The organism is Dictyobacter halimunensis (assembly GCF_036245075.1).
In genome coordinates this window covers 3162942-3188337 of sequence record NZ_BSRI01000001.1, presented here as the reverse complement: position 1 = coordinate 3188337, position 25396 = coordinate 3162942, and the positions used below count along the sequence as shown (strand labels likewise).

Here is a 25396-nt window from a genome sequence, read left to right as displayed (position 1 = left end):
GGCGCAAGACCCAAACCTACGTTATTGCCTTTCTTGGTACATAATCGAACGGGGAGGTAAAAATCGGGCGCAAGACCCGAACCCACGTCTAAACGAGGAAACGGCTCAGGCTAGCAAATTTGAAGCTTCCTGGCAAGCAAGAACGTGTGATTACTGGCTAGACTAATTCACGTAGAATATACCCTTGATATAGCGCTCTCAATTGATGAGGTGCAGCTATGAAACATATTATTAGTTTGGGTGAACTTCTCATCGATTTCATCCCAGTAAAACAAGTACGACTGGGTGAGGCTTGTTATGCTCCTCATGCCGGGGGCGCAACAGCTAATGTCGCGGTCGCTATTGCACGTCTGGGTGGATCTGTGAGATTTATCGGGGCGGTTTCTGAAGATCAGTTCGGCCAACTATTGATGCAGGCGCTCGTCGATAATAATGTTGATGTTCGCTATACTCATTTAGCCAGAACCATGCTCACGACTGTAGCACTGGTGACTTTACATCCTGATGGGCAAAGATATTTTACCTTCTTTCGTGAGCAGACTGCCGATAGTCAGTTACGCGTGGAGGATCTAAATTGGAATGCCTGGAATGACGCCGCAGTTTGTCATGTAGGTGGTGTCTTACTTTCTACCGAGCCAGGACGATCAGCAACTCTTGCTGCAATTGAGCATACACATCAGGCTGGTTCTATTGTCTCATTTGATGCCAACATTCGTCCAGCACTTTGGGGTTCCCCCTCAACGATACGCAACATTATGACAAAAGTTGTTGAGCAGAGCGATATCCTCAAATTGAGTACAGAAGAGGCTGGATTTCTCATAGAGGAGAAAGGACATTTTGCGGCAGATACATTAGAGCTCAACGAACTGAGTAGATTAGGAGATGCGCTCCTGGAGAAAGGGCCTGGTCATCATCACATGTGGACCTCGCGGTGCTTCGTTGTTTACCCATAACCACCAGGTAGAGGTACCTGCGATGCTGGTTCGGCCAGTAGATACCACAGGAGCAGGTGATGCATTTATGGGTGCGATTTTGTACCAGCTTGTTCAGCAAGGTATGAGCACACCGGTTGAACTGCCCACACTTTCAGAGCGTGATATCCATAATCTAGGCACACTTGCAAATCACGTAGCGGGACTTAGCTGTACGCGGTATGGCGGCATCTCATCATTCCCTTACATGCATGAAGTTCTCAGTGTGATGGCTTCAATGCAATTGGACAACCAGGGGTAATGTGCATCATGTGATCAGCGTGGCAGCGGGGATGATTGCCCGTTTATCTGTACTACTTGTTGCGTGCACTGCTCTTTCGTAGGAATTCTTCTTCATAACGCTTCTCCTTGTATATAGCTGTGATTTGGCAAACACAGAGTGAATACAGACGGACTTTCTACAGCAAAGGAGCAGTGTATGTCCAGGTTTTTTAAGACCCCCTTTACGCTTTCTACTGTGGCCGCGATTTCTCTGGTGGCCTTCATCATCGGTGTTTTGATCTCTCGTCTGTTCGTTTCGACTGCATTACAGGCAAGTGCTGCGAATGCTCCCGCTTCTAGCAAGCATATAGACGTTATTGTTAAGGCAACCGACTCCCAATTCTGGCAGGCCATGCTAGCAGGTTCTCAGGCAGCAGGAAAGGACTGGGGGCTTCAGGTTGGCCTCTTCGGGGCTACTTCTGAAGCCGATGTCTCTGATCAGGCACGCCTGATTGAAAACTCGATTTCGCGTAATGTTGATGCCATCGTGCTTGCTCCGTCATCTTCATATGCGCTTAACGGAGCAATTTCGCGGGCGCGCAGCAAGAATGTTAAAGTTATTACAGTTGATACACGAGCAACTGTGCCTAGCGATGGTTTTGTTGGCACAGATAATGTGAAAGCGGGTGCTCAGGCTGCAGACAAACTTGGTGAACTTCTCCAGCAGAAGGGTGTAAACTCTGGTGACATACTTATCGAGTCGTCAGTTGCAGGTGTTCAATCGCTTACTGATCGCGATAAAGGGTTCCAGAATCAATTGAAAGCGCGTTTCCCAGATCTGAAAGTTACTGCTCATCGTTACAATAACAATGATACAGCGACAGCGCTCTCCCAGACAAACGATGTGGTTTCCGTCAATTCTCGCCTCGTTGGAATCTTTGCTGATAACAACGTTTCTGCTAATGGCGTCGCGCAGTCCCTCCAGGAGAATAAAGCCAAAGATCGTATCGTAGCGGTTGGCTTTGATTCTGATCCTCAAGAGATAGCTGCCATAAAGGATGGCACATTGAAGGCTATTGTGGTTCAAAATCCTTATTACTTTGGGTATCATGGGGTTGTCACCGCTGCTATGAGTGCTCAAGGAAGGTATGCTCCGCCCAGTTTGGATCCGGGAGCGGTCCTGGTAGATTCGAGCAATATGAATACTCCTGAGGTTCAAAAGTTGTTGAAGCCTCCTGCCACGAAGGGGAAATCGTGATATGGCCATAGCAACGTCATCACCGCTTGTTCAACTAAAACATGTTTCTAAGTCCTTTGGACCCGTTCAAGTGCTCAAAGATGTTTCGCTTGACATGCATCGAGGAGAGGTCCTTTGTCTGGCAGGAGAAAACGGGGCGGGCAAATCAACACTGATTAAAATCATGACGGGGGCTATCTCGCGTGATGGTGGTGAATACCTCATTGATGGGCAGAATATTGGTTCGCCAACACCTGCCCAGGCCAGGGAACTTGGAGTTGGTGTTGTCTATCAAGAATTGAGTTTACTGCCCGAAGTTTCCGTTGAGGAAAATCTGCTTATGGGGCACCTACCGACTTTCAAAGGGATTGTTAACAGAAAGGAGCTGCGCGCACGTGCGATCCGTATGCTTGAGCGTGTTGGCTTAAACAGGGTTGATCCCGCTGCTTACGTCTCCGATCTTCCCCTTGCTACGCGTCAGATGGTAGAGATTGCCAAAGTGCTGGGTGCCAATGCCCGTATCGTCATCTTTGACGAGCCAACAACATCTCTTTCCGATGAGGATGCACAGCACCTTTTGCGACTCATTCAACGCATTAAGACAGAGGAAGGGGTTGCCATTCTCTATGTGACGCATCGGCTTGAAGAGATCTTTGAAATTGGTGATCGTATCACTGTATTGCGTGATGGACAATTCATTACGTCAGGCTCCACAAGCCAATTTACGCATGATACATTGATTAGCTCAATGGTGGGACGCCAGATCGAGGCGCTTTACCCACACAGAGAGCGTAAGCAATTTGGGAAAACGTTATTATCGGTTCAGGGTCTCCGTTTACAGGGTAGCCCTTATCCTATTAGCTTTGATGTTCATGCCGGAGAGATTGTTGGCCTGGGAGGTCTAGTCGGTGCGGGTCGCACTGAAACAGTATGCGCGATTTTTGGTGCTGATCCCATTGACGCTGGAAAGGTGTATGTTGATGGAGCTCTCCTTCGCCCGGGGTCTCCTGCTCAAGCAGTGAACGCCGGACTTGGTTTGCTTACGGAAGATCGTAAAGTGTTAGGCATCCTGGCGGACCTCTCACTCAGAGAAAATGTGACCATCGCGAATCTGGGGGCTGTTTCTAAGCTTGGCGTCATCTCGAGCAAAAAAGAGCATTCCTTGTTTCAACAACTGGTGCCTCGCTTACGTTTACGATACCACTCAAGTGAGCAGACCATCTCATCGCTCTCTGGTGGAAATCAACAGAAGATATTGTTCAGTCGCTGGCTGGCAACCAGGGTGAAGGTCCTGCTACTGGACGAGCCAACGAAGGGCGTTGATGTTGGAGCCAAGGCAGACATCTATCAAATTATTGGTGACCTGGTCTCACAAGGCCTGGGAGTTGTTGTCGTCTCGTCGTATTTGCCCGAATTGCTCGGAATCTGCGATAGAGTTATAGTCCTGCATGATCTTGGAGTAACTGGAGAAATAACAGCGGAAGAAGCAACAGAGGAAGCAGTATTACATCTGGCAAGTAGCGCTCCCACTTCTACAAATGCATAGCAGAGAGGAGACAATTTATGGCATCTTCTGACATTCCTCCCACCTCGCAACAAGCTATAACGACAAAACAACAGCCACAGGCGGTAGAACAGCGAACCCCCATCAGTTTGGGGAGGGAAAGTGGTGGTATCCTGGTCCTACTGATCTTCATTGCGGCGCTTATTCTGACAACGGGTACGTTTCTCACCGTTACCAATCTCGATAACCTTGTTCGACAAGTGACAGTATTCGCGATCCTTTCAATCGGTCAGCTATTTGTTATCCTGACCGGTGGTATTGATCTGTCAGTGGGTTCTATCCTTGGCTTAAGCGGAGGTGTGACAGCACTCCTTCTCGTTGCTAGAGTACCCATTCCGCTGGCTATTCTGGCAGGATTAGCTGTCGGATTGGTTGCGGGCTTGATCAATGGTTTGCTCGTAGCGCGTCTGAAACTTCCTCCATTTATCGCTACCCTGGGTATGCTTGGCGTTGCACGAGGACTGGTGCTCCTCTTAACTGGAGCCAAAACCGTTGCTCCCCTTCCTGACAGCTTCAATGCTATTGCCAATGGCTTTTTCCTTGGTTTACCCAGTCTATTCTGGATTCTCCTCCTGGTTGCCCTCGTATCCGCATTCGTACTTGAACGAACGGTTTTCGGGCGCTATGTTTATGCTGTTGGCTCTAATGCTGAGTCTGCACGCCTTTCCGGTGTGCCAGTAAATACTGTGCTTATTGTGGTGTATTGTATTAGCGGTTTACTGGCTGGACTGGCTGGTGTCCTTATGAGCTCACGTCTAGGAGCGGGTATTCCGACTGCCGGATCTGGATATGAATTGCAGGCTATTGCCGGTGCTGTCATAGGTGGGGCGAGCCTCTCAGGTGCGAAAGGCCGGGTTAGTGGGGCTGTAATAGGTGCCCTTATTATGGGTATGCTAGCAAATGGAGGTAACCTGCTTAGTATCGATCCATTCTACCTACAAATTGCTATCGGCTTACTCATCATTCTGGCAGTGTACTTTGATCATCTGCAGGGGCGTGCCATTAGTTTTGCTCGTCGGCCAGCATAATTGACGTTCCTACGAAAATCCCCTGGGCGCCGAAATTAGGCCACCTCCTTAGGGGGTGTAAAGTACCCAATAAAAGGATTCTTCCGCATAAATGGTGCTCAGCAATTGCAACGATTGGCTCAAAACGTTCATAGGACGCCCGTGGACAGACGTTTGTTTTGTATGTGGCCCCCGAGACAGAACTATGCTTCAATCTGTTTCTCAGGCTCACCCGCTTCTATTTTACTGTATTGCTGAGCACCATTTATGCGGAAGAACCATTTTACCAGGTACGTTACATCGCAAGCATTACTAGCGGTATGTGCAAACCATGTCTTGATCAAGTTTCGTGCATTGAGATGAATAACCATCCGTCACCGATCTTCAATATCCGGTCGCATTGCAAAAAATTTTAAGCTCATCAAAACAATGCATGCTTGAAATTCATAGCAGAGCAAAATGCACAAAGGATGTGCCTCTTTCCATGAAAAATGCTTCTGGTGTGCTGTCCTCTCTTTTCTCCTGATGAGCTTAAAAATTTTTGCATTTGCAACACGACCCCTTTGGGCACTCTACGAAAGCGGGTCAAACCCAACTCTTTCATTCTGACCTAGTTGCCGTCATCCTGACATAGCCACATTGGTGTACCTTCTTTTGAGAAGGAGAGATTACCGGCCAATCCACAGAGAGACCGATCAGGCCCCTTGCTGTTTAAAACTCCCTCATTTAGGCACGCCTAGCGAGAAGTGGGAGAGCACCAATTGTGCAATGTTGTGCCCGAGCTTTATGCCTGACTCGTGATCGAGCCGAGTGTGCTGTCCCGCGAAGATCCGGCTCAGGCCTGCCTCCGTCGCAACATCCGTGTAGCTGGCAAAGGTTCGAACGGTGCCTGATAGGACGTCAGAGGTTACTCTGACGTGATCCTGGTTCCCGAAGAAGTCAGACAGCACGGTCGCCGCAACCGCGCTTATCGTGCTGTGAGCACCCGGATACGAGGGATCAGGTGCGGTGATGGCGAGCGGCGTCCACGTCGGGTCGCCGCTTGTGAGCGCATTCCCAACCGTGTTGGCCTCGCGAACTGCTGTGATGGGCCTCCACAGCTGGTAGTGGTATTTCGCGTCATACAAGGCGGTTGTGCTGTCGGCTAAGGATAGGTTGAGCACAGCGAACAGGCGCGCGGTGCTCTCCAGGTTCGTCTGGTGAACGAGCGCGGCGTTCTCAGCCACCTCATTCCACGTGTTCCAGATTGGCCCCGCCCAGAATTTTGCGGCCACAGTCTGGTCGACTGTCCGTGTCTTGCTGCTGTTTTGACCCAGGCTCTTCACCTCGTTCAGCGCCTGTGCGTAAGGCTGGCTGATCAGTGCCGGAGGTGGTCCCGGGCGAAACTGTGCTGCCGTGTTCAGCACAAAGGGAGTCACGTTTGCCCACTGGGTGAAAACAGGTGCTGCGAAGTTTGGCGGTGTGGGTCGGTAGTTTCCCACCTGGTTGCCTGGCACGAAGGGTGGGGGTATGGCGGCAGAACCGTCATGAGCGCGGCTGGCCACCAGGTGCTCGGCGATGGCGTGCCCGACCTGCATTCCCCCCTGCTTGCCAACTCCACCTGGGATCATGGAGAGCTCGTCAGCGAGCAGGTGATCGAGCGCTCCCTTCATCGTGGGGTAGAGCGCCGCCAGGGTGTCATGACCAGCTGTGGCTGCTGCGGCGTCTGGCCGCGCGCCAGAGGGAGCATTGAGCAAGAAGCCATATGTAGGGGCGTCCCGGGTGATGGAGACGACGGAGTCGTAGATAGCCGCGTGCAGCATGGCGAAACTGCGTGTCGGGTGAACGGTGGCTGGTTGAGCACCAGGCTTTTGGACGATGTGTAACAGCTCCTGGTTCCAGGCGATGACGATGGCACCAGATGTACTGATATTACCTCCGTTTGTAGCGGTCACCATGGCGGATGAAGCGGCCAACGCGACACCTGGTGAACCGATCGCCGCGAAAATGCCGATGAAGGTTGCCAGGAGGAGGATCAACTTCTTCATATTTCAGTTCTCCTTGACTATCCAACTCGTCACGGAAAGCATGTTCTGCGACGAGTGGTCTGCCGAAAACAATCCTGAAGAGCCAACTGCGTAGCATCACATTGAAATGACAGAAGGGCTCTGTCGCTACCTATAACAGACCGGCTTATTCTGAGCTTATGAGTGATTACGCCCCATTGCCCTTTTTGGCAACCCTGCCATTCAGCGTAGGTATAAAACTTCCTCGGAAGGAAAGTGACCATCTCCCGGATATGCCAATGCCGACATTTATTGCCGCGTGCAGCGGTGAAAGGCGGCCATAACCGGATTGGTATGGTACTCAGAGCGACGAATTTCAGCTTTTCGGAGATTGTCAGCACTATTGATCAGGGCAATGTGCGTAAAGGCTTGCGGATAATTCCCCAGGGCCATGCCGTTCTGAGCATCGATCTCCTCTGAGAAGAGACCCAGGCGACTGGCATACGTGAGGAGACGCTCGAAGAGCGAACGAGCTTCGTCAACACAGCCCTGCATCGCCAGGTTGTCGACCAGCCAGAAGGTACAGGTGGTAAATGTTCCCTCTCCGCCTGACAGGCCGTCCTCGGAAAGGTACCGATAGACAAAGCCATGCTTGTCTGTCAACTTCTCCATGATGCGATCAACGGTTGAGAGCATGCGTGGATCGTCAGGTGCAATAAAGCCAACTAATGGTAACAAGAGATTTGCCGCATCGAGCGTCGTGCTACCGTATGACTGCGTGAAAGCACCGACGCTTGTATTGTAACCCCGCGCCAGAATATCAGCCCGAATCTGGTCTCGCATAGCCATCCACCGGGGAATATCAGCCTCCAGGTTGAGCTGTTCGGCAGCGCGAATCCCGCGATCCAGAGCAACCCAGCACATCACTTTCGAATAGACAAAATGCCGTGGACCACCGCGCACCTCCCAGATGCCATTATCTGGCTCCTGCCAGTGGGTACAGACGTGGTCAACAAGCAAGCGCATCATCGCCCACAGTGGACCTTCCAACGTTTCACCCTCGCGCTCAAAGCCACCCTGACGACGATAGAGATGGATACAGTCCAGCACCTCACCAAACACATCCAGTTGTTGCTGCTTCGCCGCGCCATTCCCAATACGCACCGGGCTGGAACCAGCATAGCCGCTCAGATGAGGCAGTTGCTGCTCGGTCAGCTCACGTTCGCCACGGATACCGTACATGATCTGCAAATCCTCGCCATCGGCACATGAGAGACGACACAACCAGTGGATAAAGGCGTGAGCCTCTTCTGTAAAACCCAGGATGTTGAATGCATAGAGCGTAAAGGTGGCATCACGTAACCAGATAAACCGATAGTCCCAGTTGCGCACACCGCCCACACCCTCCGGTAGGGACGTCGTCGGTGCCGCCACAATCGCTCCCGTAGGGGCATAGGTCATCAACTTGAGAGCGAGAACACTGCGCTCTACCCAGTACGCATATGGTCCCATGTAGGTGCATTGGACGCAACTGGCAAGCCACGTGCGCCAGCAGTGCAGGGTATGTGCTAGCTCCGCAGCAAAGTTGCGTCGGGGCAGTTCATTCTCCAGCAGCCAACGAGCAGCCTGGGCGGTACGCCCTATTCCAATGACAAAGCACAAGCGCTCGCCCTCACGCAAGAGAAACTGTGCCTGAATGGTTGGGTGCCACTCTTCTGGCTCTTGTACGACCTCCATCGCAAATGATGGCAGCAGATGCGCACCAACAAGAGCCAGGGCCACATGTTGCTGTCCACCGGAAATGAGCGCCCCGAGATGATTGGGCGCAAGGGATATCTCGCTGGGTACAGCGGCATACTGTGGGCTCACCTTGAGCTTCATCGTGACCGATATTTCACCATGCGTGCATTCAACCATACGTACCAGGCTATGACAGGAGCCATCTTCCTGCGCACAGGTATTATTATCCATTCCTCTATACGGCCAGGCGTTCACTGTTTCTACCGGCATAAAATCGGTGAGCACCACTTCGCCAGCAATGCTGGCGAAGCGGGTTTGCAGCACATTACTCCCGTGCAGATAGTGCTGTGATCCAACAAGCGAACTCTCTGTCGGCGCAATCTGGAAGAAGCCACCACGCACTGCATCGAGCAAGCGACAAAAGATGGCCGGGCTATCGAAGTCCGGGAAACACCCCCAGTCGACAGACCCTTCCGGTGATACCAGGGCCACCGAATGACAATCACCGATGACACCATACGAATTGATCAGCGGATAATTTTGATGAAGTTCGTTCGCTCTGGCCATGATGCACCACTTCTTTCTGGAACGATGGCTTGCCCGGGTGGGGGCAAGCCTTGCCCCCAGGCATCTCTTCATCGAGAACTGGAATATGGCAAACTCACCTTTTGAGCAGCAACTCTTCCTACAACAAGTACCAAGAATGCTGCGAGCAGAATCAGTGCAACGGCCGGAGCGGCCCCCCCAATAGCGAACACAGGGGCCATACCTGAGAGGAAGGAACGCTCTGCGTAGATGAAGATCGCTATCGCCATCACGTAGAGGAGTTTACTGATCATCCGATAGCCGACGTGGTTGTATCGTTGCGAAACAGCCATCTTGAAGGCTCCACGTATCACCAGGAGCAAGAGGACAGCCACGATCCAGAGGGTAAACCCAGCTGCGTTCCCCTTTGGCCCCACCTGATAGCCGTTGACGCCCAGCGTCAAATTGGAGTAGCTCCCGTACAACATGATCGCTAAACCAAGGACGAGAAGCGTCTCTGTGAGCAGCAGACGCGGGAATCTGGCCACGCCCTGCCAGGTCTCTAACCGTGCTTTGACGCCTTCACGACCCATGAGAAGAAACATGCCAGGGACCGTAATCCCTAAAAAGCTGATCCAATTCCATTGCGGAACTTTAAGTGCCGCTCCCGCCAGTTGGCCAAACGCAATCGCCATCAGAATGGTTCCAACAATCAGGATGACACCATCGCGAAGCATGAGAGGAAACGTGACATACCCGAGGGGGCGAGCAGGCCTGGAGGCTCCCGATAAAGCCAACCCACCAGCACCAAAGAACAGGGCCACCAGGACAGTAATGAACTGAGCAAGAGCAATCGCCGAAGAAGCGTACCCCAGGTGAAAAGCGGTCATGGCAAAACCAAAGTAGAAAAACGCGTTGGCAAGAGCACCATCACCGGGAAGTATCCCTATGTTATGATACCTATCCTTTTTACGCAAAATCACACGCCACAGCATCATAGCAGCATGGAGCATACCCAGGCTGAAAACAATCTCAGCCACCTTGAAGAACACGCTCAGGCCGACGACAGTGGTCCCCTGGAAGGGGATACTCGTCGGAGTAAACAAGGCCAGGGCCAGCATGACGATGCCGATAAGGGTGAATGCACACGCGCTTACAAGACTATACCCTTTTACAAGGCTATTCACCGGGGGAGTCACAGACGTCTGTTCAGTCGCCTCAATTGAGAGTGCCTTATTCATCAAAATTCTCCTTCGCCTGATTGGACAGCTCGTGTCCATAATATGGTTAGGTCATGCTTTGAAACTCAATGGTTCCATGATCTCATTGCCCAGACACATCTCCCTGTGTGTTTTTCCTTCCCCTACCCAGACTGTTTTTTGAAAAAAATATTCCCACTATAATTGCAAAGCACAAAAGCACTACACTATAAAAACAAAACAATATACCCTTATAGTGCAAATAAAGTATAGTAGGAAGAATGTGGAGCGCTACTGGCTCATCTGCACAAGAGCACCAGATCAGATGGAAATGAAACGGCCTGGAATCTTCTCCGCCTGGAGAGGGGAAATAAAACCACGGAAAAATCAGTCTCTTGTGATAGCAGAGAAACGATCCTTTTTATTGATGTGATCCATCAGAAAGAATATCGGGAGGAGTGTATACTACAAACACACTACGACGTAACTATTATCGGCGGCGGCTCAGCTGGCCTCACCGCCGCCCATCTCGCGCAGTCTCTCGGTGCCAAGGTTTTACTGATCGACAAGAAACAGTTGGGGGGAGATTGTTTACATTACGGTTGTGTGCCAAGCAAGAGCCTGATCCATGTGGCACATGTTGTACAACAGGCCAGGCAAGCGGCGCAATTTGGATCGAGCGCGACGTACCAGTGTGTTGATATGGCAAAGGTCAGTGCTTCTATTCAGGGTGTAGTTCAACGTGTGGGCGATACGGAAAAGACGTACACTGAAGGCGTGACCGTTACATTTGGACACGCATCATTTACATCATCGACAACGCTCCTCCTCAATAATGAGGAAATTACCAGCCGGAGGATACTCATCGCCACTGGATCACATCCCGCAGTGCCACAGTTAGAGGGATTGCAAGCAACGGGCTACTTGACATTTGAGGCATTTCTTATCGGTCCAGAAGCTGTCAACAATCGTAAGATCATCCATCTATTATGGGGGAAAGCCCATGCGCTACATTCTACTGGAAGTCCTTGAGCTACCTAAAGAAAATACACACATTACCATTATTAGCGTCGATGAAAATAAGTAAACCGTAGCACTGTACTGGTGTGCAAGCCCCAACACAGCGGAGAAATCCTTCCCTACCAGGTGTTGTAACTGTTCACTGCAGTGCTCAACGATCTCACCTACATCAGATCAGGAGCTTGATAGGATATACTAAGGAAAAACAGGAGATGAATACGGCCAGAGACGGCAATGAGAGATACGATCGGGTTCCTGATTTGCCCATCAGCCATACATAAAGATGCCAGGAAGCACAGAGAAATGCGTTCGCCTGTTGCCGAACCAGAGGCAATGAACCAGACCACCACCAATGAGGAGGAGATGGCTCGAATGCAGACAGCACACATCTTACTAGTTGACGATGATCCTGCGCAACTACAGGCTCTGTCAGCGATGCTCTCCATACGCATGCGTGAACTTGCAGTCCAGACGGCATCTCAGCCATCCAAGGCACTTGAATTGCTGCAAGAGCAGGAGTATGATGCCATTATCAGTGATATTTTGATGCCTGGCATGGATGGGCTCGAACTCTTAGAGAGGATACGGCAACGCACCCCCGAAACGCCTGTGCTCTTGATTACCGGCCATGGACACCACGATCTGGCGATGCGCGCTCTCCGCAGTGGAGCGTACGACTACATCCTCAAACCCATTGATCGCGATGATTTTCTGGTGGCCTTGCAGCGTGCTCTGCAGGCACGACAGCTGCAACGGCACATCCAGGAGCACCAGCGCTCCTTGGAGCAGCAGGTTGAGCAGCGCACGCAAGAGCTGGTCGCAGCACATGCGGCCAAAGATGCGCTCCTGCGCCTGGTCGCCCATGAGCTCGCGTCACCTCTCACGAGCTTAAAAGGCCGGGTCCAGTTGCTGGATCTGTACCTTCAACAGCCAGACGGCCTGGAAAAAGGACGTCACATCGTTGGCGGCATCAATCGCTCCCTTGCTCGCTTTGAACGGCTGGTGCAGGACTTACAAGATACGCATCACTTGCAGGCGCAACACTTTGATTTGCAGCGCAGTCGGTGTGACCTGGTCGAGGTGTGTCAGCAGGTGCTCGCCGAATTTCGCGAGGGTGTGGAAACCGCTCCCCTCGCAGAGATCGTTGATGAACCGCTCGAAGGAGATGTCGACAGGCAACGCATAAGCCAGGTCCTCCTTAATGTGCTTTCCAATGCCTACAAATACTCACCACAGGGAGCTCCCGTGGTGGTTCGAGTGTGGCAGGAAGGAGAGCAGGCCGTCATCGCCGTCCAGGACCACGGTGTAGGGATTGCAGCCGAACACCTTGCTCGCCTGACAGAACCGTTTTATCGTGTTCCTGAGATCCAGGTCCAAACAGGGTCGCAGACAGGCTTGGGATTGGGGCTCTATCTGGTCCGCATGATCGTTGAGCAGCACGGGGGGCGACTGGAAGTACAGAGCCAGCAGGGACAGGGAAGTGTGTTCTCTATCGTGCTCCCTCTGCTGCTCGTGTGAAACCCCTCCTCTCTACCAGGAGAGTACCACGCCATGCAACCGATGAGAGGGTGTATTATCGTCTCTGCCCGGTTGCAGAACCAGGATCAGCCCGCAGAAATCCATTGCCATCTGAGCGCATTGGTAGTGAGGTCCCTCAAAGCAAATCTGCCAAACGTCCCAGGATGAAACGTTCAGTTTGGATCAGGCGTGGAAGAAATAACTCAATTTCGATGACGACCAAAAAAGGCAGGAAGATCACATACAAGAGACATTTCAGACGGAAGAAGTCGAAGAGCCTGAATCTCTCCAGATCGTCCTCATTGTTGAAGATGATGTCGCCATTGGAGATCTCCTGGTTCTGACGCTCAAAGATATGACCCCCTACCAGGTGCTTCATGTCCAAGATGGTTTTGCCTCGCTCAAAACCGTTCGTAGCGTGATACCTCACCTCATCTTTCTGGATTACCAGCTGCCAGGGATGGATGGGCTGGAGTGCCTGGATGTGTTCCGGGCGACGAAAGGGATGGAACAGGTCCCCATTATATTCATGAGTGCAAATCTTTCTGATCAAGCGAGAAGGCACAAAGACGTGTTTCTTCTTGAAAAACCCTTTGAGTTAGAAAGCGTCATTCATTTGGTCAAGCAGGCCCTTGGCGATGAGAGAGGTCCTTAGCCGGCAGTCCCATCAAACGGAAGTGAAGGCTGAAGAACGAGAAGGCAGCCTTTGCGTTGGTGACGACACGCATGCGCATCGGCGCGGATAATCACAAACCATTCCACCTCTCCAAGCAGCCAAAGTTCCAGTTGGAGCGAATGATAGGAGTGTTGATGCAGGCGCGGATTGCCCACCCGCAAGAGGTGATGATCGTCAGGCTGCCATTCGGCCGAGTACCGCGAGCGCGTTTCTTCCTTGTGTTCAAGAGTGAGCAGATCCTGGAAAATAGTCACTGTCGCTTCCTGCCCTGCCAGGCTTCGTTCCCCAGAGAGGAGAAAATTTCGGAACGTGACGTAGCTGTGGTTTCTCAGATACAATTTCGTTGCATGAATGCATGAAACGAGGAGAGTAGGCAAGCATAATAAGCTAAGCAATTATTGGGATCGTTTCGTCTGAATCAGAACAATTTTCAATCAGATAACCTGGTTCTTCCATTGGCTCGTTGGTTGTACTGGCTCCATATTGCAAATATAAAGCAGACAAAGTAGGATACAATCTTGTTCTCGCGTTGATTGCTCTATTTGCAGAAGGAACTCATACATATGACAGTTACAAGTTCTCTGGAACTGATGACCCCTTGGCGATTACTTCGCTCATTACGGAAAACGCCACGCATTCTTCAGACATTGCTTCGTGAGGTCACATCATCTCAGGCACAGCAAGCTCCTCAGGATGCACACGAATGGAGTATTATTGAAGTCCTTTGCCATTTGCGTGATTATGAGGAGATCTTTTTCCGTCGTGCCGTACTGATCCTAACGGAAGAGTGTCCTCTCATCCCCATACCAGAGAGCAATGAAGAGCTTGCTCGCAAGGGGAAGTACAAGCAGCAGGATATCACAACCGTTTTAGATTCGTTATTCACCACGCGTCACGCATTTCTTCAAACCCTGAACGATTTACAGGAAGAGCAATGGATGAGGAAAGGTATTCATGGGAAGCAATTTCCTATCACACTCAAGGAAGCGGTTTTGCAAGTGATCATGCACGATATCGATCATATTGAACAGATTACGCAACGGCTTCATGAATAAAGAGATCTAAAAGAAAAACCGATCTTCACATTATTAGATGAGCGCAAGTTCCTCATTGGAAAGTGTGCAATAGCGGGGCAGAAGCTGATCGCTGAGATCGTCGGGAAGGCACAGCATGTTGGCGCGTTGTGACGGAGATAACATCTCACGTGTGGGCATCGCTTATCCTCCCATCATTCTCTATCTTCTTCTCGCACTCGCGCTTGTATGCCTCAATTGAGGCGGGTGTGAATATTAAGAGCTTATCCGAAAACCGTGTGATACGCTGGTAAACAAAACAATTCAAGGAGAGACTGATGGCAAGAACGCGCCCTTGGAAGGTCAGTGATGCACTATGGGAGCACGTAGCACCTCTGATTCCGCCAGCTCCATCACATGCTAAGGGAGGCCGCCCTCGGCTGCCCGATCGCCAAGCGTTTGAGGCGATTGTCTACGTCCTACGAACAGGGATCCAGTGGAACGCCTTGCCTCGAGAACTGGGAGCCAGCTCAACCATTCATGACCGATTTCAGCAATGGGAGCAAGCAGGCTTGTTCAAGGCGTTGTGGCAGGCTGGACTTGCTGCTTACGATGAGCTCGCAGGCATTCAATGGGAGTGGCAAGCTGCTGATGGGACAATGAGCAAGGCCCCTTTCGGCGGCGCCGCGACCGGTCCCAATCCCACTGATCGCGGCAAACAGGGAACCAAACGCAGTCTGTTGACGGATGGGGCAGGAATTCCATTGGCACTGGTCATTGATGGAGCTCAACGCCACGATGTCAAACTGCTCAGCGCGACCTTGGATGGAGTGGTTATTGAGCGACCCATCTTCCCGTTGGAGCAGAGGGAGCAGCTGTGTTTGGATGCCGCTTATGACTCGACTCCTGTCTATAAAGAACTTGTTGCTCGTCACTATTGGCCTCATGTGCGCAGTCGTGGTGAAGAGCGCATGGAAAGAGAAATCATCCCAGGCTATCGAGCGCGCCGTTGGGTCGTGGAACGTACGCATGCGTGGCTCAACCGTTCACGTCGGATTCTGGTGCGTTGGGAGAAAAAGGCCGAAAACTATCTCGCCTTTCTTCACCTGGCTTGTGCTCAGCTTCTCTTCGAGAAGGTTGCGGTTTTCGGATAAGCTCTTACTTGAACATCATCTAACATTGTATGGAGGAAACTCATGAATGAAATCCGATAGGAGTTGTATCCCCTGGTTGCTACATCAGAACTTGCGCATCCCTGGCTCCAGCTTCAAATGCATCTTCAGCTTGCTCCGAAAACGATTGATGCGTATGGGCGTTGCCTCAATGACTTTCTGGATTTTTGTCAACGCTCAAAAGTCATCCCCGAAGCCATCACGCGCGAGCAGGTCACGCTCTACGTTCACGATCTGGCCCATCGTCCCAATCCAAAGAGAGCCAATGTCCCCTCTATTAAGCACGGGCAAGGGTTGTCAAACTCGACCATGCAACAGCGTCTTACTGTCTTACGCCTGTTTTGCGATTCCCTGGTAGAGCAACAACTCCGTCAGAATAATCCGGTAGGTCGCGGCCACTATGTGCCTAGAAAAGCATTCGGAGGCGTTCGAGATCGAAAATTGCTTCCGCACTATCACAAACTGCCCTGGTTGCCAAGTGATGAGGAGTAGCAGACCTTGCTACGGAGTTTGGAAGGGCAGTTCCTGCGCAATCAAGTCATGCTGCTTTTAGCCTATGATGGAGCGCTGCGGCGCGAAGAGTTGGTCACGTTGGAACCTCGTGATTTTGACTTTGCCTATCGCCAGATCAGGGTGCGTGCTGAACATGCGAAGAATGGACGAGAGTGAGTAGTTGGCTATGGAAAAACGACCAATCGCTTTCTGCAAGCCTACTTGCGACACAGAAAAACCCTCTCTTCCAGGCATGGACCTCTCTTTTTGTCAGAGTCGCATCGCAATGCCTCTCATCCTCTCGCTCTGGTCTCCTGGTCAAAGATTGTCCAGAAGCTTGCTCTTGGTGCGGGTCTACCACAATTTACCACCCATACCCCACGCCATCTTCGCTTAACCCATATGGCTCGTGCCCACATGGATTTGCACCAGATCGCCCTGGATACGGGCCATACGTCTGTACAGACAACTATGCTCTACATTCATTTGAGCGGCGTTGAGTTGACTGAAGCGGTCAATCGCAGCCTTGCCGGTTTTGAACAGTGGATCGAGATGATGCTCTTGGAGACAAGGCCATGAAACTCTCCTCGTCTGAAAACCCTGTTGCTCTTTTCTCCTGGCCTCTATTTACTGAGCGATATGATCGATCGCCGGAACTCTATCAAGAGGAACGCGATGAATTAGCTCGTCTCTTTGAGCGATCGCACGGTCGAATCAGCTCTCCCACAAAGCGTCTGCTGAAGCGTCTTGTGGATCCACTAGAGGATGTCTTGTGCTTGACATGCGCTCCTAGAGACTCTTACACTGGGGTCATACGTATTTTGTGCATCGAGATGTACCAACGTCAAACAGCGTTCTGGGCCTGGTCTGTTGACGACTGGTTTGCTCTGCTGGGTTCCAACATCACAGAATTTTCTAAGCGCTCTCATCGAGCGGCCAGCCCCACCATCGGTGCCGGAGCGCCCTCGCACCCCCCAGCTCCTCCGGAGGAACCGTCCACCGATGAAGATACGCTGGTCTTCTCAACGCCCGTCACCGTTGAAGAGGTAACGGACAGCCTGGGGGCATGGGCTTTCACTTTTGGGATCCGCCTCCCAATGATTTCGCTTTCTGCGGGCAGTCCTGCCCATAGGTATTGAAAACGATCATTGAAAGTATAGCGAATCCTTGATAATCAATGTGTTTTATGCTATCATGTTGCTATGAAACTCAGTGATTACGCCAAACAACAAGGGGTGCGCTATGAGACAGCCTGGCGTTGGTTTCGTGACGGGAAAATCCAGGGTAGGCGCGTGGGCGCGCATACCATCTTGATCAACGAGCCAACCAGGGTACAAGCCTCTTCATCGACGACGCACACTGTGGTCTACACGCGGGTGTCTTCCGCGGAGAACAAGGCCAATCTGGATAGTCAGGCTGAGCGGATGGTCGCCTACTGTGCGGCCCGTGGCTATCACGTGGGCAAGGTGGTGAAGGAAATTGGCTCTGGCGTCAATGACAACCGCCCCAAATTCTTGGCCCTGCTGGCCGATCCGAGCGTGGGGCGCATCGTCATTGAGCACAAAGACCGGGGCACTCGTTTCGGATTTCGTTACATTGAAACGTTACTAGCCACCTATGGGCGGGAAATCGAAGTGGTCAATCAAGCCGAGAACAGCACCGAAGACCTGCTCTCTGATTTGACCAGCATCATTTACAGCTTTTGCGCCAGACTCTACGGCCAGCGTCGAGCGAAACGCAAGACTGAACGCATTGTGCAGGAATTGGAGGCGCAGGATGCACCTCGTTGAAAAGCATGTGATCGGTCGAAGTGACCCCCGCTATGGGGTGCTCGATGCCGCCTGCTTTGCTTCCAAGAACCTCTACAACGCGGCGCTCTACGAATGGCGTCAGGCCTTCATCTTTGAGGGGATCTCTCTCACCTACCAGCAGATGGATCAGCGCATGCAGTCGCATGAAGCCTACAAGGCACTTCCTGCGAAAGTGGCCCAACAGGTCCTGCTGCTGCTCGAACGCAATTGGACCTCGTTCTTTGAAGCCCTCAAGGCCTACAAGGCCGATCCCTCCAAGTTCCGTGGTCGTCCCCAACTCCCTAAGTACAAGCACAAAGCGACCGGCCGCAATGTGCTGATCTATACGATGCAAGCCGTCAGCCGCAGCAAACGGACGCTTAGTCGGCGCCTCATTGTGCCTTCGGGATTGGGCATTCAGGTCAAAACGCGGCAAGATCCCAGGGCGATTGTGCAGGTCCGGGTGGTTCCCAAGCACGGCTATGTCGTTGTGGAGATCGTGTATGAACAGGAGCTAGACGGATCTGCTGTCAACCCTGCGCTCATCGCGGGCATCGATGCTGGTGTCGACAATGTGATCGCGTTAACTGCAAACAAGCCCGGCTTTGTCCCGGTCGTCGTTAACGGACGTGGTCTCAAAAGCACGAACCAGTTTTATAACAAGACGATGGCCGATCTGCAACAGGCCCTTGGCCACCCTGGCGTGACCCGACGCATGCAGCGCCTGACGATCTGGCGCAATCGACGCATCGAGCATGATCTGCATACCATCTCTCGCTTTGTCGTAGATCTGCTGGCCGCCGAAGGTATTGGCACCCTGGTGATCGGTCGCAACGCAGGCTGGAAGCAGGAGATCAACCTGGGGAAACGCAACAATCAGCACTTTGTTCAGCTTCCCCATGCGCGCTTGATCCACATGCTCAGCTACAAAGCGGAGCACAAAGGCATCCGGGTGCTGCTCACGGAAGAGGCCTACACCAGCAAGGCCAGTTTCCTGGATCGTGATCCCCTGCCCACCTATCAGGCTGGCCAAGAGAAACCGCTCGTGTTCAGCGGAAAACGCATCGCACGAGGTCTCTATCGGGCCAAAGATGGCCGACTCATCAACGCCGATTGCAACGGGTCGTACAATATCATTCGAAAAGCAGCTCCTGATGCCTTTGAGGGGGAGGGAGTAGAGGATGGGGAGTGCAGGGTCCATCTGCCGGTAGTCCATCCCGTGAGGATGTCGTTCCCTCACGAAGCTGCTCACGTGAAAATCCTGACATCTGTCAGGATTCGCTAGTCGTGACAGAACTATTCACTATCTATGATGAAGATTGACAGGAAGAAGATAATCAGCCACCAGTTTTGGCAGAGCGCGCGCCGGATGCTATACTCTTGATAGACCTGGCAAGGTCCAGGGCGATCCCATAATTATTGCAAAGGTATTGTTTGAGGAGTTGTGGCTATATGGCACAGATGAAAACGAAGCAGGAATTAATTACGTATTTTGAGGCCAAAGGTAAGCGCGGAGAACACAAGCAAGGCGCCTTCTATGATGCCGTCAATGAGGTATTGCTGCTGCTGGAAGAGGTCGACGATATTGGAGAGATCAAATCACAGGTACGGCGTCTGCACCGCGAGAAATTGCGCGAGATTCAGGAGATTGCCGATATCGAAGAACGTATTGAGCAGCGCAAAAAATTAGCCGTCTACGATGATTGCCTGACGCGTATGCGCACGATCCATGCATAATGCTGGTAGATTGGCTGCAACTTCGACCGCAAATCCTGAGTTGAGACCCCTTTAGTCGAACTTTCAGCCAAAAAAGGTGGAGACACCACGGATCTCAACGAAAGTAGATCGCGACCAGAAACAGGTACGCCAGAGCTATTTACGTATGGGTAAGGCTGAACTAGTGGATCGACTTCTGGCGGTAGAGGTTGCCTATGCCGAGCAAGAACAACGGTGGCTCACCCAACAGGACGAGGCATTAACTTGGTGGCTTCGTGCTCAAGCGGCTGAAGCTCGCTTGAGTGCATCCCGCGCTCCATCATCACAGGAACCTCAAACAAACCAATATCAGTGAACTGGGCAAAGCACTTGCCAGGACAACCTGTCAACGCTGATGTACACGCGAGCCGATTTGGAATTGTCTGACTTGAGAAACAAACTCCAGAGAATACGATTCCTGAACGCCGGCGAACAGACGCCGGCCAAATACGGCACCAGGCTGAGATGTTCAGAGCGCCGACAGAGACACTCCGATTACCGAACGCCGGTGGGTACGACGCTGGTGGCACTGAGCGCCGCCTCCGATGGCGCCGAAACACTCGCTCGGTCCATCTGCCGCTCTTTCATGCGGTAGCTGCGCCCATTGATGGCAATCACCTCGGCGTGATGCAACAGTCGGTCGAGGAGCGCCGTGGCCAGTACTTCATCGCCTAGCAACGTTCCCCAGCCCGCAAAACTGGTGGTGGACGTCAAAATGATCGAGCCGTGCTCGTAGCGAGCCGTCACCAATTCAAAGAAGTAGCGCGCTTGTTCCTGCGACAAGGTCGTGTAGCCCACCTCATCAATCACCAACACGCGTGGCGTAATGTAGCGACGCAACCGGCTTCGCACCAGACCAGGATGCGACGCCGTGGAGAGGGCATTCGACAACTCTGAGAGGGTGGTGAACAGCACAGAATGGCCTGCGGTCAGCGCTCGATTGGCCAGGGCCACGCTCAAATGGGTTTTGCCCGTTCCCGGAGGGCCAAGAAACACAATATTGGTACACGTGCGTACGAACGACAGATCAGCCAGTTCCCAGAGCCGGCGTTCGGAGAGCGAGGGCTGAAACGAAAAGTCAAAGCCCTCGAGCATCTTGGTGCCGGGAAGACGGGCTGCCTTGAGTCGCCTCGCGATCGCCTTCTGTTCGCGTCCCTCTACTTCGGTGGTCAGCGCCCGTTGCAGCAACGTTTCATACGTCCGCTGTTGTGTGCTCGCCTCTTGGAGCAGTTGAGGCAAGGCAACCTCCAGGTAGGGCAGGTGCAGCTGCTGGTAGATGCTGTGTTTCGTGCCAACACCTCCTGCACGCTCTCGACCCGGCCATACTGATCATATTCCTGCAAGGGACGGGTCACGACATCGGGCGCTGGCTGTAGATGTCCCAAAGGGGCTGGCGTCCGCCTCTGAGCCGAGACAGAGGGTACGCTCTTCCACTGATCAGGATGCGGCACACTCTCCTGAGATCGTGGCCGCTTCTCGATCTCAAAAATCCGTTTCCCGTCCGACCACATCGTCAGCACCCCTTTGCGCTCCCGAACCAGAACCGATCTGCCGGCCAGACGGAGCGGGCCTGGGATGCCGTAGAGCACATCATCGTAGGACACATACCCATCCCAACTTACTTTTCGCTCCTCGGTCGCGAAGCGCTCCCAGGCAAAATCGGCAGGCAGCGGCAGCAACCGCTCTTCGACCAGTCGCTCCACTGAGGTTGACCCGATCTGGTCCAGTCAGAAAACATGGATGATACTAAAAATAATTCAGTCTGCCGATCGCGTCTCCGCGATCACACCGAGCACGCTGATTTCTCAAATCTCTGCGCAAAGTATAGCAAAGAATAGGTGCGCCAGACCTGAAACCAAGTGGGAAAGAAACCTGTAAAATGACCTGCAAAGCATGCTTTACAGGTTGAGACACACGGGAATGCCGTATACTAGAGAACCGGTCGCGAAACCAAGCAGCTTGCTTGCTCAATCCGATTGGGGGCTGCCATATCGCTGGCTGCATATCCTTGCTCTTTGCCGTTCGTGCATGCTGCTGCTCCTACCGGTTTCTATTAAAGCCCCCCTCGGCGAACCATCCTGAGCGAAGCTCGTCTGTTGGTCTCTGCAACGATGCCCGGAGTGCGGCGAAGCCGTAGCGGACCATCTCGGTTTCGTAGTCATGAAGCGCCTGATGGAACGGGGTGCCCAGACGTGCCACAGCAATCAAGCTGTCAGCAAGCTGACGTGCATCGCGAAGTGCAGTGTTGGCCCCCGAACCTCGAGGGGGCATAGCATGAATGGCGTCGCCGAGCAGGGTCACATTGGTGGTCTGCCACTGCTCAATCGGCCTGGCATGGCGCATTCTGAGGACGAAAGTCTGATCTGGCTGGCACTGTTCAATGAGCATGCGTAATGTCGGAGGCCAATCCGCAACCAGGGCCAGCAGCAGATGCTGGAGCTTTGAACCAGGCATGGCGTTCAACTCGTCATCTGACATGGCAAGCTGGTGCTGCTGGACGAGAACGCCCCAGAAGACATAGTCGCTCGTGGTGTGGAACCTCAGCCCCGGCCACAGGTGTGCCGCCGCCTGATTAGGATCCTGATGGAAGGTGACGAGGCCGAACAGCATGCTCTGCGCTCCTATGTGAACCATCCCGAATGTTTCGGCGAGTTGGGGTAAGAGAAAGGTCCTGAGCTCGTCGGTGAGCAGGGTTTTGCCACCAAGCCACCGCACGCCCGTGTCAATCAGCTCGGCATACGGAAGGAACTGCTCACGAATCCGCGAGCCGACACCGTCGGCGGCGACAAGCACATCCCCGACAGAATCTGTCCCATCAGCGAAGCACGCGCGGACGGTTCCATCAGGTTGCTGCTCATAGCGGGTGAATTCCTTGCCGAAGTAGACTATATCGTCGAGTCCAGCAAGAAGGACGTGGCGCAGCGTCAAACGATCGATGGAAGACCCGACGGTGACAAACTCACTGCTGCCGCTTTCAGGGAAGCGCATGGTGGCTGCCTCACGAAGTTCGCCGTCAACCATCCTGAACACCGTCGCGCCTTTGCTCGGTTGAGCTCGGATAGCCAGGGCTAGTTCGTACAAGTTGGTCGGGAGGCATGCACGCAACGCCTCTTCACCACGGATATCCATATGGAAGCGATAGCCTTGAGTGCGGGCTTCTGGAGAGCGGTCGCGTTCGTAGACGGCGACGCTGATGCCTGCTTTGCGCAAGCCTTGGGCAAGACACAGGCCACCGAGGCCTCCCCCAACCACGAGCACCCGGAGGTCCTTTTGAGGCATATTCACATTTCCTCCTTCTTGTTTTCTGCTCGCTCACCAGAGCGGCTAGAGGCCGTCCTGGGCTTACTTATACACGAGAACCAGTTCGTTGCGCCAACGTTCGATGTGGTCCAGGATCTCTGGTGCTGCATCTTCCTGGAGAAAGTGTCTCGCCTTGGGGAGCAGATATGGGCCGTCGACGTGGGCAAAGACATACTGCCACCGAGCGAGGTGCCGCCTGCGGAAGGTGCGGTCCTTGCATGCCCAGCAGATAAGCGCAGGTTTCTCATGCAGTATGGGCAGCGTGGCTTCGGTGACAACCGCACTCACATACGTCTCGTACCCAGGATGGCCGCCTCCCCAGATATTGGGCATACGTGCCATTCCCATGCGATCATCAGGGGTAGGGAACGGTGCACGGTACGGGTCGAGGTCCTCCTTCGTCATGTAGCGTGTGGTACCTACCCTGGCGACGAACCCCTCGACGAAGAAGTTGTTCTCCACCGCATACTTCCAGCGGCTCCTGAACAGACTGGGAAGATTGGGAACCGGGTCATGGAGGAACTGCGGTTTTGAGCACAATGGTGAACGGATACCGTCTGAGGACCGCCGCTTTCCCCTGTGCGAGGAGGCGCCGCGCCTCCCCCGGATGCACCGGGTTGAGTGGTTTTCCTGGTCGTATCCAGCACGAAGACAAAGGACATGGATCGTTGCTCCTTTCAGAGCCTCCGCTTGCGCGGGTGATGTGTGCCTCGTCCAGGTTCGAGAGGGTTTGACGTTCATCGCACTGGCTTCACCTCGTACGCCTGTTTAACGAGGAACCGTAGAGGGCGGGGCTGGCATGCACCCCGCCGTACCTATTTCCTCCCGAACGGAACCTGTCTTTCAAGACTGAGACTGGTCAGGATCAGGCTTGCTTTGGCAAGCCCCCGCCTTCAGGCGTGAGGTCCCTGACTCCGTAGCCATTCCCCCACGCTCTCCGCATACGTCCGTGGCTGATCATAGCGGATACAGTGCCCTGTATTGGGTATATGCAGTTCGCGGGCGCGGGGCTGGGCGGCCAGGATCTGTGCGGCCTGCTTCGGCGTGATCATGGCACCACGTGTAGGGTCGCCTGTCACCAGCAATAGGGGGCTGCGGATGGTGGCCAGAATCTCCATGGGCGGACGTTCGCCAATGACGGGTGCAGGACCGACGGACAGGATGGCCGCATTGAGCTGATCTTTCGAGATGGCCCACTGCTCCACCGTGACCTCTGACCAGCCGGTATTCTTCTGACAGACAGCCTTGCGCTCCTCCAGGCTCTGCGCCCGCACCTCAAATAGCCAGCTATGGCGCCGCGGCTCCTCCTGTGAGCTTGTCGGCTGTTCACGTGGCACAAACAGCGCTCCATCCTCCAGCATGACCGCCCGCACCAGATCCGGCCACTCACTGGCCACGACCGCGGCCACACCGGCCCCCATCGAATGCCCTCCCAGCCACACTGGGCCCAGCTTCAACGACCGAATGAGCGCCACCACATCCTCCACCATTGCCTGCTTGCGATAATCTCCGCTCGCCGAGCCACTGGAGAGCCCATGCCCGCGAGCATCAGGCAGAATGATATCAAAGTCACTCGCCCATTCAAACACCACCTCGCTCCAGCACAGCCCATTATCGCTGAAACCATGCAACAACATCAGTGGCGGCTTCTCTCCCACGCCTGTGCGGTAATAATGAATACGAACATCATCGAGTTGCAGATCGCCTTCGGACCAGATTGACATGGATCTTCTCCCCTCGGAATTTGATGCTCTCATCATATCATACTGTGCCGCTCTCCTGTGTATATGTAATCTGTAGCACGATGTTCATGCATATCGTGTACTTGTGAGAAACAAACATTGGGAATGATTCATGCATTGTCTGTACTGTGCCTCTCCTTCGACACCAAACTTTGCGCTCCTGCCCTTGGACGTCACACACAAAATGCCCTTTTTTCTAGCAAATAAGAAAACGGGCTCCGGCTTCTTGCCAGGCCGCTAACCACCTTCGAGCTGCATAGCCACGATCAAAGAAATGAAGCACTTGTTCTGCCCATGCTCCCACCAATCGTTCTAACAAACGGGCTTCTACCTCATATTGGCTGATTGCCTCTTTCCCTCGACGACTCCACCATTGCATATTCCCCACGGTGGGCAGGGTTTTGATCCCTGGGAGCAAGACCCCCCTCCCCTTCAGGCCCCTAACCACAATGGGTGGGCCACTCACCG

The 25396-nt window shown here is 53.1% G+C and carries 29 protein-coding genes and 1 pseudogene; 18 read left to right on the top strand and 12 right to left on the bottom strand.

Annotation, left to right across the window (positions count from 1 at the left end; genetic code table 11):
• The first annotated feature begins 218 nt into the window (after window positions 1-218).
• From AABA21_RS13080 to AABA21_RS13065, 5 genes are all read left to right on the top strand, one after another.
• Window positions 219-953, top strand: a complete 735-nt coding sequence (locus tag AABA21_RS13080; protein ID WP_338250612.1) for a carbohydrate kinase family protein — start codon at window positions 219-221, stop codon at window positions 951-953.
• Window positions 883-1233: a PfkB family carbohydrate kinase gene (locus AABA21_RS39360; RefSeq protein ID WP_420917111.1), complete on the top strand. Its 351-nt coding sequence runs from the start codon at window positions 883-885 to the stop codon at window positions 1231-1233. Before AABA21_RS13080 ends, AABA21_RS39360 begins: the two co-directional genes overlap by 71 nt.
• A 177-nt stretch (window positions 1234-1410) precedes the next feature.
• Window positions 1411-2451: an ABC transporter substrate-binding protein gene (locus AABA21_RS13075; protein ID WP_338250609.1), complete on the top strand. Its 1041-nt coding sequence runs from the start codon at window positions 1411-1413 to the stop codon at window positions 2449-2451.
• Window position 2452: 1 nt separating this feature from the next.
• On the top strand, window positions 2453-3976 hold the full coding sequence (locus AABA21_RS13070; protein ID WP_338250606.1) for a sugar ABC transporter ATP-binding protein: 1524 nt from the start codon (window positions 2453-2455) through the stop codon (window positions 3974-3976).
• Between the two features lie 17 nt (window positions 3977-3993).
• A complete protein-coding gene (locus AABA21_RS13065; RefSeq protein WP_338250604.1) occupies window positions 3994-5022 on the top strand; it encodes an ABC transporter permease in 1029 nt (342 codons plus the stop codon).
• Window positions 5023-5723: 701 nt separating this feature from the next.
• Here the strand turns inward: AABA21_RS13065 and AABA21_RS13060 are convergent.
• From AABA21_RS13060 to AABA21_RS13050, 3 genes are all read right to left on the bottom strand, one after another.
• Window positions 5724-7028, bottom strand: a complete 1305-nt coding sequence (locus AABA21_RS13060) for a vanadium-dependent haloperoxidase (protein ID WP_338250601.1) — start codon at window positions 7026-7028, stop codon at window positions 5724-5726.
• Between the two features lie 267 nt (window positions 7029-7295).
• A complete protein-coding gene (locus AABA21_RS13055; RefSeq protein ID WP_338250599.1) occupies window positions 7296-9293 on the bottom strand; it encodes a glycoside hydrolase family 15 protein in 1998 nt (665 codons plus the stop codon).
• A gap of 68 nt (window positions 9294-9361) precedes the next feature.
• A complete protein-coding gene (locus AABA21_RS13050) occupies window positions 9362-10492 on the bottom strand; it encodes a hypothetical protein (RefSeq protein WP_338250595.1) in 1131 nt (376 codons plus the stop codon).
• Between the two features lie 387 nt (window positions 10493-10879).
• On the opposite strand from AABA21_RS13050, the gene AABA21_RS13045 reads away from it, so the two are divergent.
• Window positions 10880-11482 (top strand): FAD-dependent oxidoreductase, encoded by a 603-nt coding sequence (locus tag AABA21_RS13045; protein ID WP_338250592.1) that lies wholly within the window; start codon window positions 10880-10882, stop codon window positions 11480-11482.
• Window positions 11483-11773: 291 nt separating this feature from the next.
• Window positions 11774-12988, top strand: a complete 1215-nt coding sequence (locus tag AABA21_RS13040) for an ATP-binding response regulator (RefSeq protein ID WP_338250590.1) — start codon at window positions 11774-11776, stop codon at window positions 12986-12988.
• Between the two features lie 136 nt (window positions 12989-13124).
• On the opposite strand, the gene AABA21_RS13035 is transcribed toward AABA21_RS13040, so the two are convergent.
• A complete protein-coding gene (locus AABA21_RS13035) occupies window positions 13125-13367 on the bottom strand; it encodes a hypothetical protein (RefSeq protein WP_338250588.1) in 243 nt (80 codons plus the stop codon).
• Between AABA21_RS13035 and AABA21_RS13030 the strand changes: the two genes are divergently transcribed.
• Complete coding sequence (locus tag AABA21_RS13030; RefSeq protein ID WP_338250585.1) at window positions 13344-13643, top strand: response regulator; 300 nt, start codon at window positions 13344-13346, stop codon at window positions 13641-13643. The two genes, AABA21_RS13035 and AABA21_RS13030, sit on opposite strands and share 24 nt — an antisense overlap.
• Here AABA21_RS13030 and AABA21_RS13025 read toward each other — a convergent pair.
• On the bottom strand, window positions 13640-13918 hold the full coding sequence (locus AABA21_RS13025; RefSeq protein WP_338250582.1) for a hypothetical protein: 279 nt from the start codon (window positions 13916-13918) through the stop codon (window positions 13640-13642). The genes AABA21_RS13030 and AABA21_RS13025 overlap by 4 nt on opposite strands.
• Before the next feature lie 309 nt (window positions 13919-14227).
• On the opposite strand from AABA21_RS13025, the gene AABA21_RS13020 reads away from it, so the two are divergent.
• A complete protein-coding gene (locus tag AABA21_RS13020; protein WP_338250580.1) occupies window positions 14228-14719 on the top strand; it encodes a DinB family protein in 492 nt (163 codons plus the stop codon).
• Between the two features lie 33 nt (window positions 14720-14752).
• On the opposite strand, the gene AABA21_RS13015 is transcribed toward AABA21_RS13020, so the two are convergent.
• Window positions 14753-14878 (bottom strand): DUF4158 domain-containing protein, encoded by a 126-nt coding sequence (locus tag AABA21_RS13015; protein WP_338250578.1) that lies wholly within the window; start codon window positions 14876-14878, stop codon window positions 14753-14755.
• Between the two features lie 137 nt (window positions 14879-15015).
• On the opposite strand from AABA21_RS13015, the gene AABA21_RS13010 reads away from it, so the two are divergent.
• The 9 genes from AABA21_RS13010 to AABA21_RS12970 all read left to right on the top strand — a co-directional run bounded on the left by AABA21_RS13010 (window position 15016) and on the right by AABA21_RS12970 (window position 20202).
• Window positions 15016-15831, top strand: a complete 816-nt coding sequence (locus AABA21_RS13010) for an IS5 family transposase (protein ID WP_338250576.1) — start codon at window positions 15016-15018, stop codon at window positions 15829-15831.
• Window positions 15832-15948: 117 nt separating this feature from the next.
• On the top strand, window positions 15949-16341 hold the full coding sequence (locus tag AABA21_RS13005; RefSeq protein ID WP_338250574.1) for a phage integrase N-terminal SAM-like domain-containing protein: 393 nt from the start codon (window positions 15949-15951) through the stop codon (window positions 16339-16341).
• A 6-nt stretch (window positions 16342-16347) separates the two neighbouring features.
• The gene (locus AABA21_RS13000; RefSeq protein WP_338250572.1) at window positions 16348-16518 is read left to right on the top strand and encodes a site-specific integrase; all 171 of its coding nucleotides are present in this window, start codon (window positions 16348-16350) and stop codon (window positions 16516-16518) included.
• Window positions 16519-16551: 33 nt separating this feature from the next.
• On the top strand, window positions 16552-16920 hold the full coding sequence (locus AABA21_RS12995) for a tyrosine-type recombinase/integrase (protein WP_338251029.1): 369 nt from the start codon (window positions 16552-16554) through the stop codon (window positions 16918-16920).
• A gap of 254 nt (window positions 16921-17174) precedes the next feature.
• Window positions 17175-17480 (top strand): hypothetical protein, encoded by a 306-nt coding sequence (locus AABA21_RS12990; RefSeq protein WP_338250571.1) that lies wholly within the window; start codon window positions 17175-17177, stop codon window positions 17478-17480.
• A 63-nt stretch (window positions 17481-17543) separates the two neighbouring features.
• Complete coding sequence (locus AABA21_RS12985; RefSeq protein ID WP_338250569.1) at window positions 17544-18131, top strand: IS607 family transposase; 588 nt, start codon at window positions 17544-17546, stop codon at window positions 18129-18131.
• Window positions 18118-19416, top strand: a complete 1299-nt coding sequence (locus AABA21_RS12980) for an RNA-guided endonuclease InsQ/TnpB family protein (RefSeq protein ID WP_338250567.1) — start codon at window positions 18118-18120, stop codon at window positions 19414-19416. Before AABA21_RS12985 ends, AABA21_RS12980 begins: the two co-directional genes overlap by 14 nt.
• Window positions 19417-19583: 167 nt before the next feature.
• A complete protein-coding gene (locus AABA21_RS12975; protein WP_338250565.1) occupies window positions 19584-19868 on the top strand; it encodes a hypothetical protein in 285 nt (94 codons plus the stop codon).
• Between the two features lie 76 nt (window positions 19869-19944).
• The gene (locus AABA21_RS12970; RefSeq protein ID WP_338250562.1) at window positions 19945-20202 is read left to right on the top strand and encodes a hypothetical protein; all 258 of its coding nucleotides are present in this window, start codon (window positions 19945-19947) and stop codon (window positions 20200-20202) included.
• 179 nt (window positions 20203-20381) lie between these two features.
• Here AABA21_RS12970 and istB read toward each other — a convergent pair whose 3' ends face one another.
• From istB to AABA21_RS12945, 6 genes and pseudogenes are all read right to left on the bottom strand, one after another.
• Window positions 20382-21125, bottom strand: coding sequence for an IS21-like element helper ATPase IstB (gene istB, locus AABA21_RS12965; protein WP_338250559.1), 744 nt, complete (start codon window positions 21123-21125; stop codon window positions 20382-20384).
• A complete protein-coding gene (locus AABA21_RS12960; protein ID WP_338250556.1) occupies window positions 21056-21589 on the bottom strand; it encodes a Mu transposase domain-containing protein in 534 nt (177 codons plus the stop codon). Before AABA21_RS12960 ends, istB begins: the two co-directional genes overlap by 70 nt.
• 337 nt (window positions 21590-21926) lie before the next feature.
• On the bottom strand, window positions 21927-23165 hold the full coding sequence (locus AABA21_RS12955; protein WP_338250554.1) for an FAD-dependent oxidoreductase: 1239 nt from the start codon (window positions 23163-23165) through the stop codon (window positions 21927-21929).
• 63 nt (window positions 23166-23228) lie between these two features.
• Window positions 23229-23726 carry a hypothetical protein gene (locus AABA21_RS12950; RefSeq protein ID WP_338250552.1) on the bottom strand — a complete coding sequence of 166 codons (498 nt, stop codon included), beginning with the start codon at window positions 23724-23726 and terminating at the stop codon, window positions 23229-23231.
• Window positions 23707-23848 (bottom strand): annotated as a pseudogene (locus AABA21_RS39355) (RRXRR domain-containing protein); the annotation flags it as partial. The pseudogene AABA21_RS39355 and the gene AABA21_RS12950, both read right to left, overlap by 20 nt.
• Before the next feature lie 231 nt (window positions 23849-24079).
• Window positions 24080-24910: an alpha/beta fold hydrolase gene (locus AABA21_RS12945; protein ID WP_338250550.1), complete on the bottom strand. Its 831-nt coding sequence runs from the start codon at window positions 24908-24910 to the stop codon at window positions 24080-24082.
• Window positions 24911-25396 lie beyond the last annotated feature (486 nt).

Bases quoted from the DNA above. Each gene is read 5' to 3' on its own strand.
- AABA21_RS13080 (WP_338250612.1), top strand. From the start codon at position 219: ATGAAACATATTATTAGTTTGGGTGAACTTCTCATCGATTTCATCCCA.
- AABA21_RS13035 (WP_338250588.1), bottom strand. From the start codon at position 13,367: ATGAAGCACCTGGTAGGGGGTCATATCTTTGAGCGTCAGAACCAGGAG.
- AABA21_RS13030 (WP_338250585.1), top strand. From the start codon at position 13,344: ATGACCCCCTACCAGGTGCTTCATGTCCAAGATGGTTTTGCCTCGCTC.
- AABA21_RS13020 (WP_338250580.1), top strand. From the start codon at position 14,228: ATGACAGTTACAAGTTCTCTGGAACTGATGACCCCTTGGCGATTACTT.
- AABA21_RS12980 (WP_338250567.1), top strand. From the start codon at position 18,118: ATGCACCTCGTTGAAAAGCATGTGATCGGTCGAAGTGACCCCCGCTAT.
- AABA21_RS12975 (WP_338250565.1), top strand. From the start codon at position 19,584: ATGGCACAGATGAAAACGAAGCAGGAATTAATTACGTATTTTGAGGCC.
- AABA21_RS12985 (WP_338250569.1), top strand. From the start codon at position 17,544: ATGAAACTCAGTGATTACGCCAAACAACAAGGGGTGCGCTATGAGACA.
- AABA21_RS13015 (WP_338250578.1), bottom strand. From the start codon at position 14,878: ATGCCCACACGTGAGATGTTATCTCCGTCACAACGCGCCAACATGCTG.
- AABA21_RS39360 (WP_420917111.1), top strand. From the start codon at position 883: ATGCGCTCCTGGAGAAAGGGCCTGGTCATCATCACATGTGGACCTCGC.
- AABA21_RS13075 (WP_338250609.1), top strand. From the start codon at position 1,411: ATGTCCAGGTTTTTTAAGACCCCCTTTACGCTTTCTACTGTGGCCGCG.
- AABA21_RS13005 (WP_338250574.1), top strand. From the start codon at position 15,949: ATGCATCTTCAGCTTGCTCCGAAAACGATTGATGCGTATGGGCGTTGC.
- AABA21_RS12955 (WP_338250554.1), bottom strand. From the start codon at position 23,165: ATGCCTCAAAAGGACCTCCGGGTGCTCGTGGTTGGGGGAGGCCTCGGT.
- AABA21_RS12945 (WP_338250550.1), bottom strand. From the start codon at position 24,910: ATGTCAATCTGGTCCGAAGGCGATCTGCAACTCGATGATGTTCGTATT.
- AABA21_RS12990 (WP_338250571.1), top strand. From the start codon at position 17,175: ATGTACCAACGTCAAACAGCGTTCTGGGCCTGGTCTGTTGACGACTGG.
- AABA21_RS13040 (WP_338250590.1), top strand. From the start codon at position 11,774: ATGCGTTCGCCTGTTGCCGAACCAGAGGCAATGAACCAGACCACCACC.
- AABA21_RS13065 (WP_338250604.1), top strand. From the start codon at position 3,994: ATGGCATCTTCTGACATTCCTCCCACCTCGCAACAAGCTATAACGACA.
- AABA21_RS13010 (WP_338250576.1), top strand. From the start codon at position 15,016: ATGGCAAGAACGCGCCCTTGGAAGGTCAGTGATGCACTATGGGAGCAC.
- AABA21_RS13055 (WP_338250599.1), bottom strand. From the start codon at position 9,293: ATGGCCAGAGCGAACGAACTTCATCAAAATTATCCGCTGATCAATTCG.
- AABA21_RS13060 (WP_338250601.1), bottom strand. From the start codon at position 7,028: ATGAAGAAGTTGATCCTCCTCCTGGCAACCTTCATCGGCATTTTCGCG.
- AABA21_RS13050 (WP_338250595.1), bottom strand. From the start codon at position 10,492: ATGAATAAGGCACTCTCAATTGAGGCGACTGAACAGACGTCTGTGACT.
- AABA21_RS13070 (WP_338250606.1), top strand. From the start codon at position 2,453: ATGGCCATAGCAACGTCATCACCGCTTGTTCAACTAAAACATGTTTCT.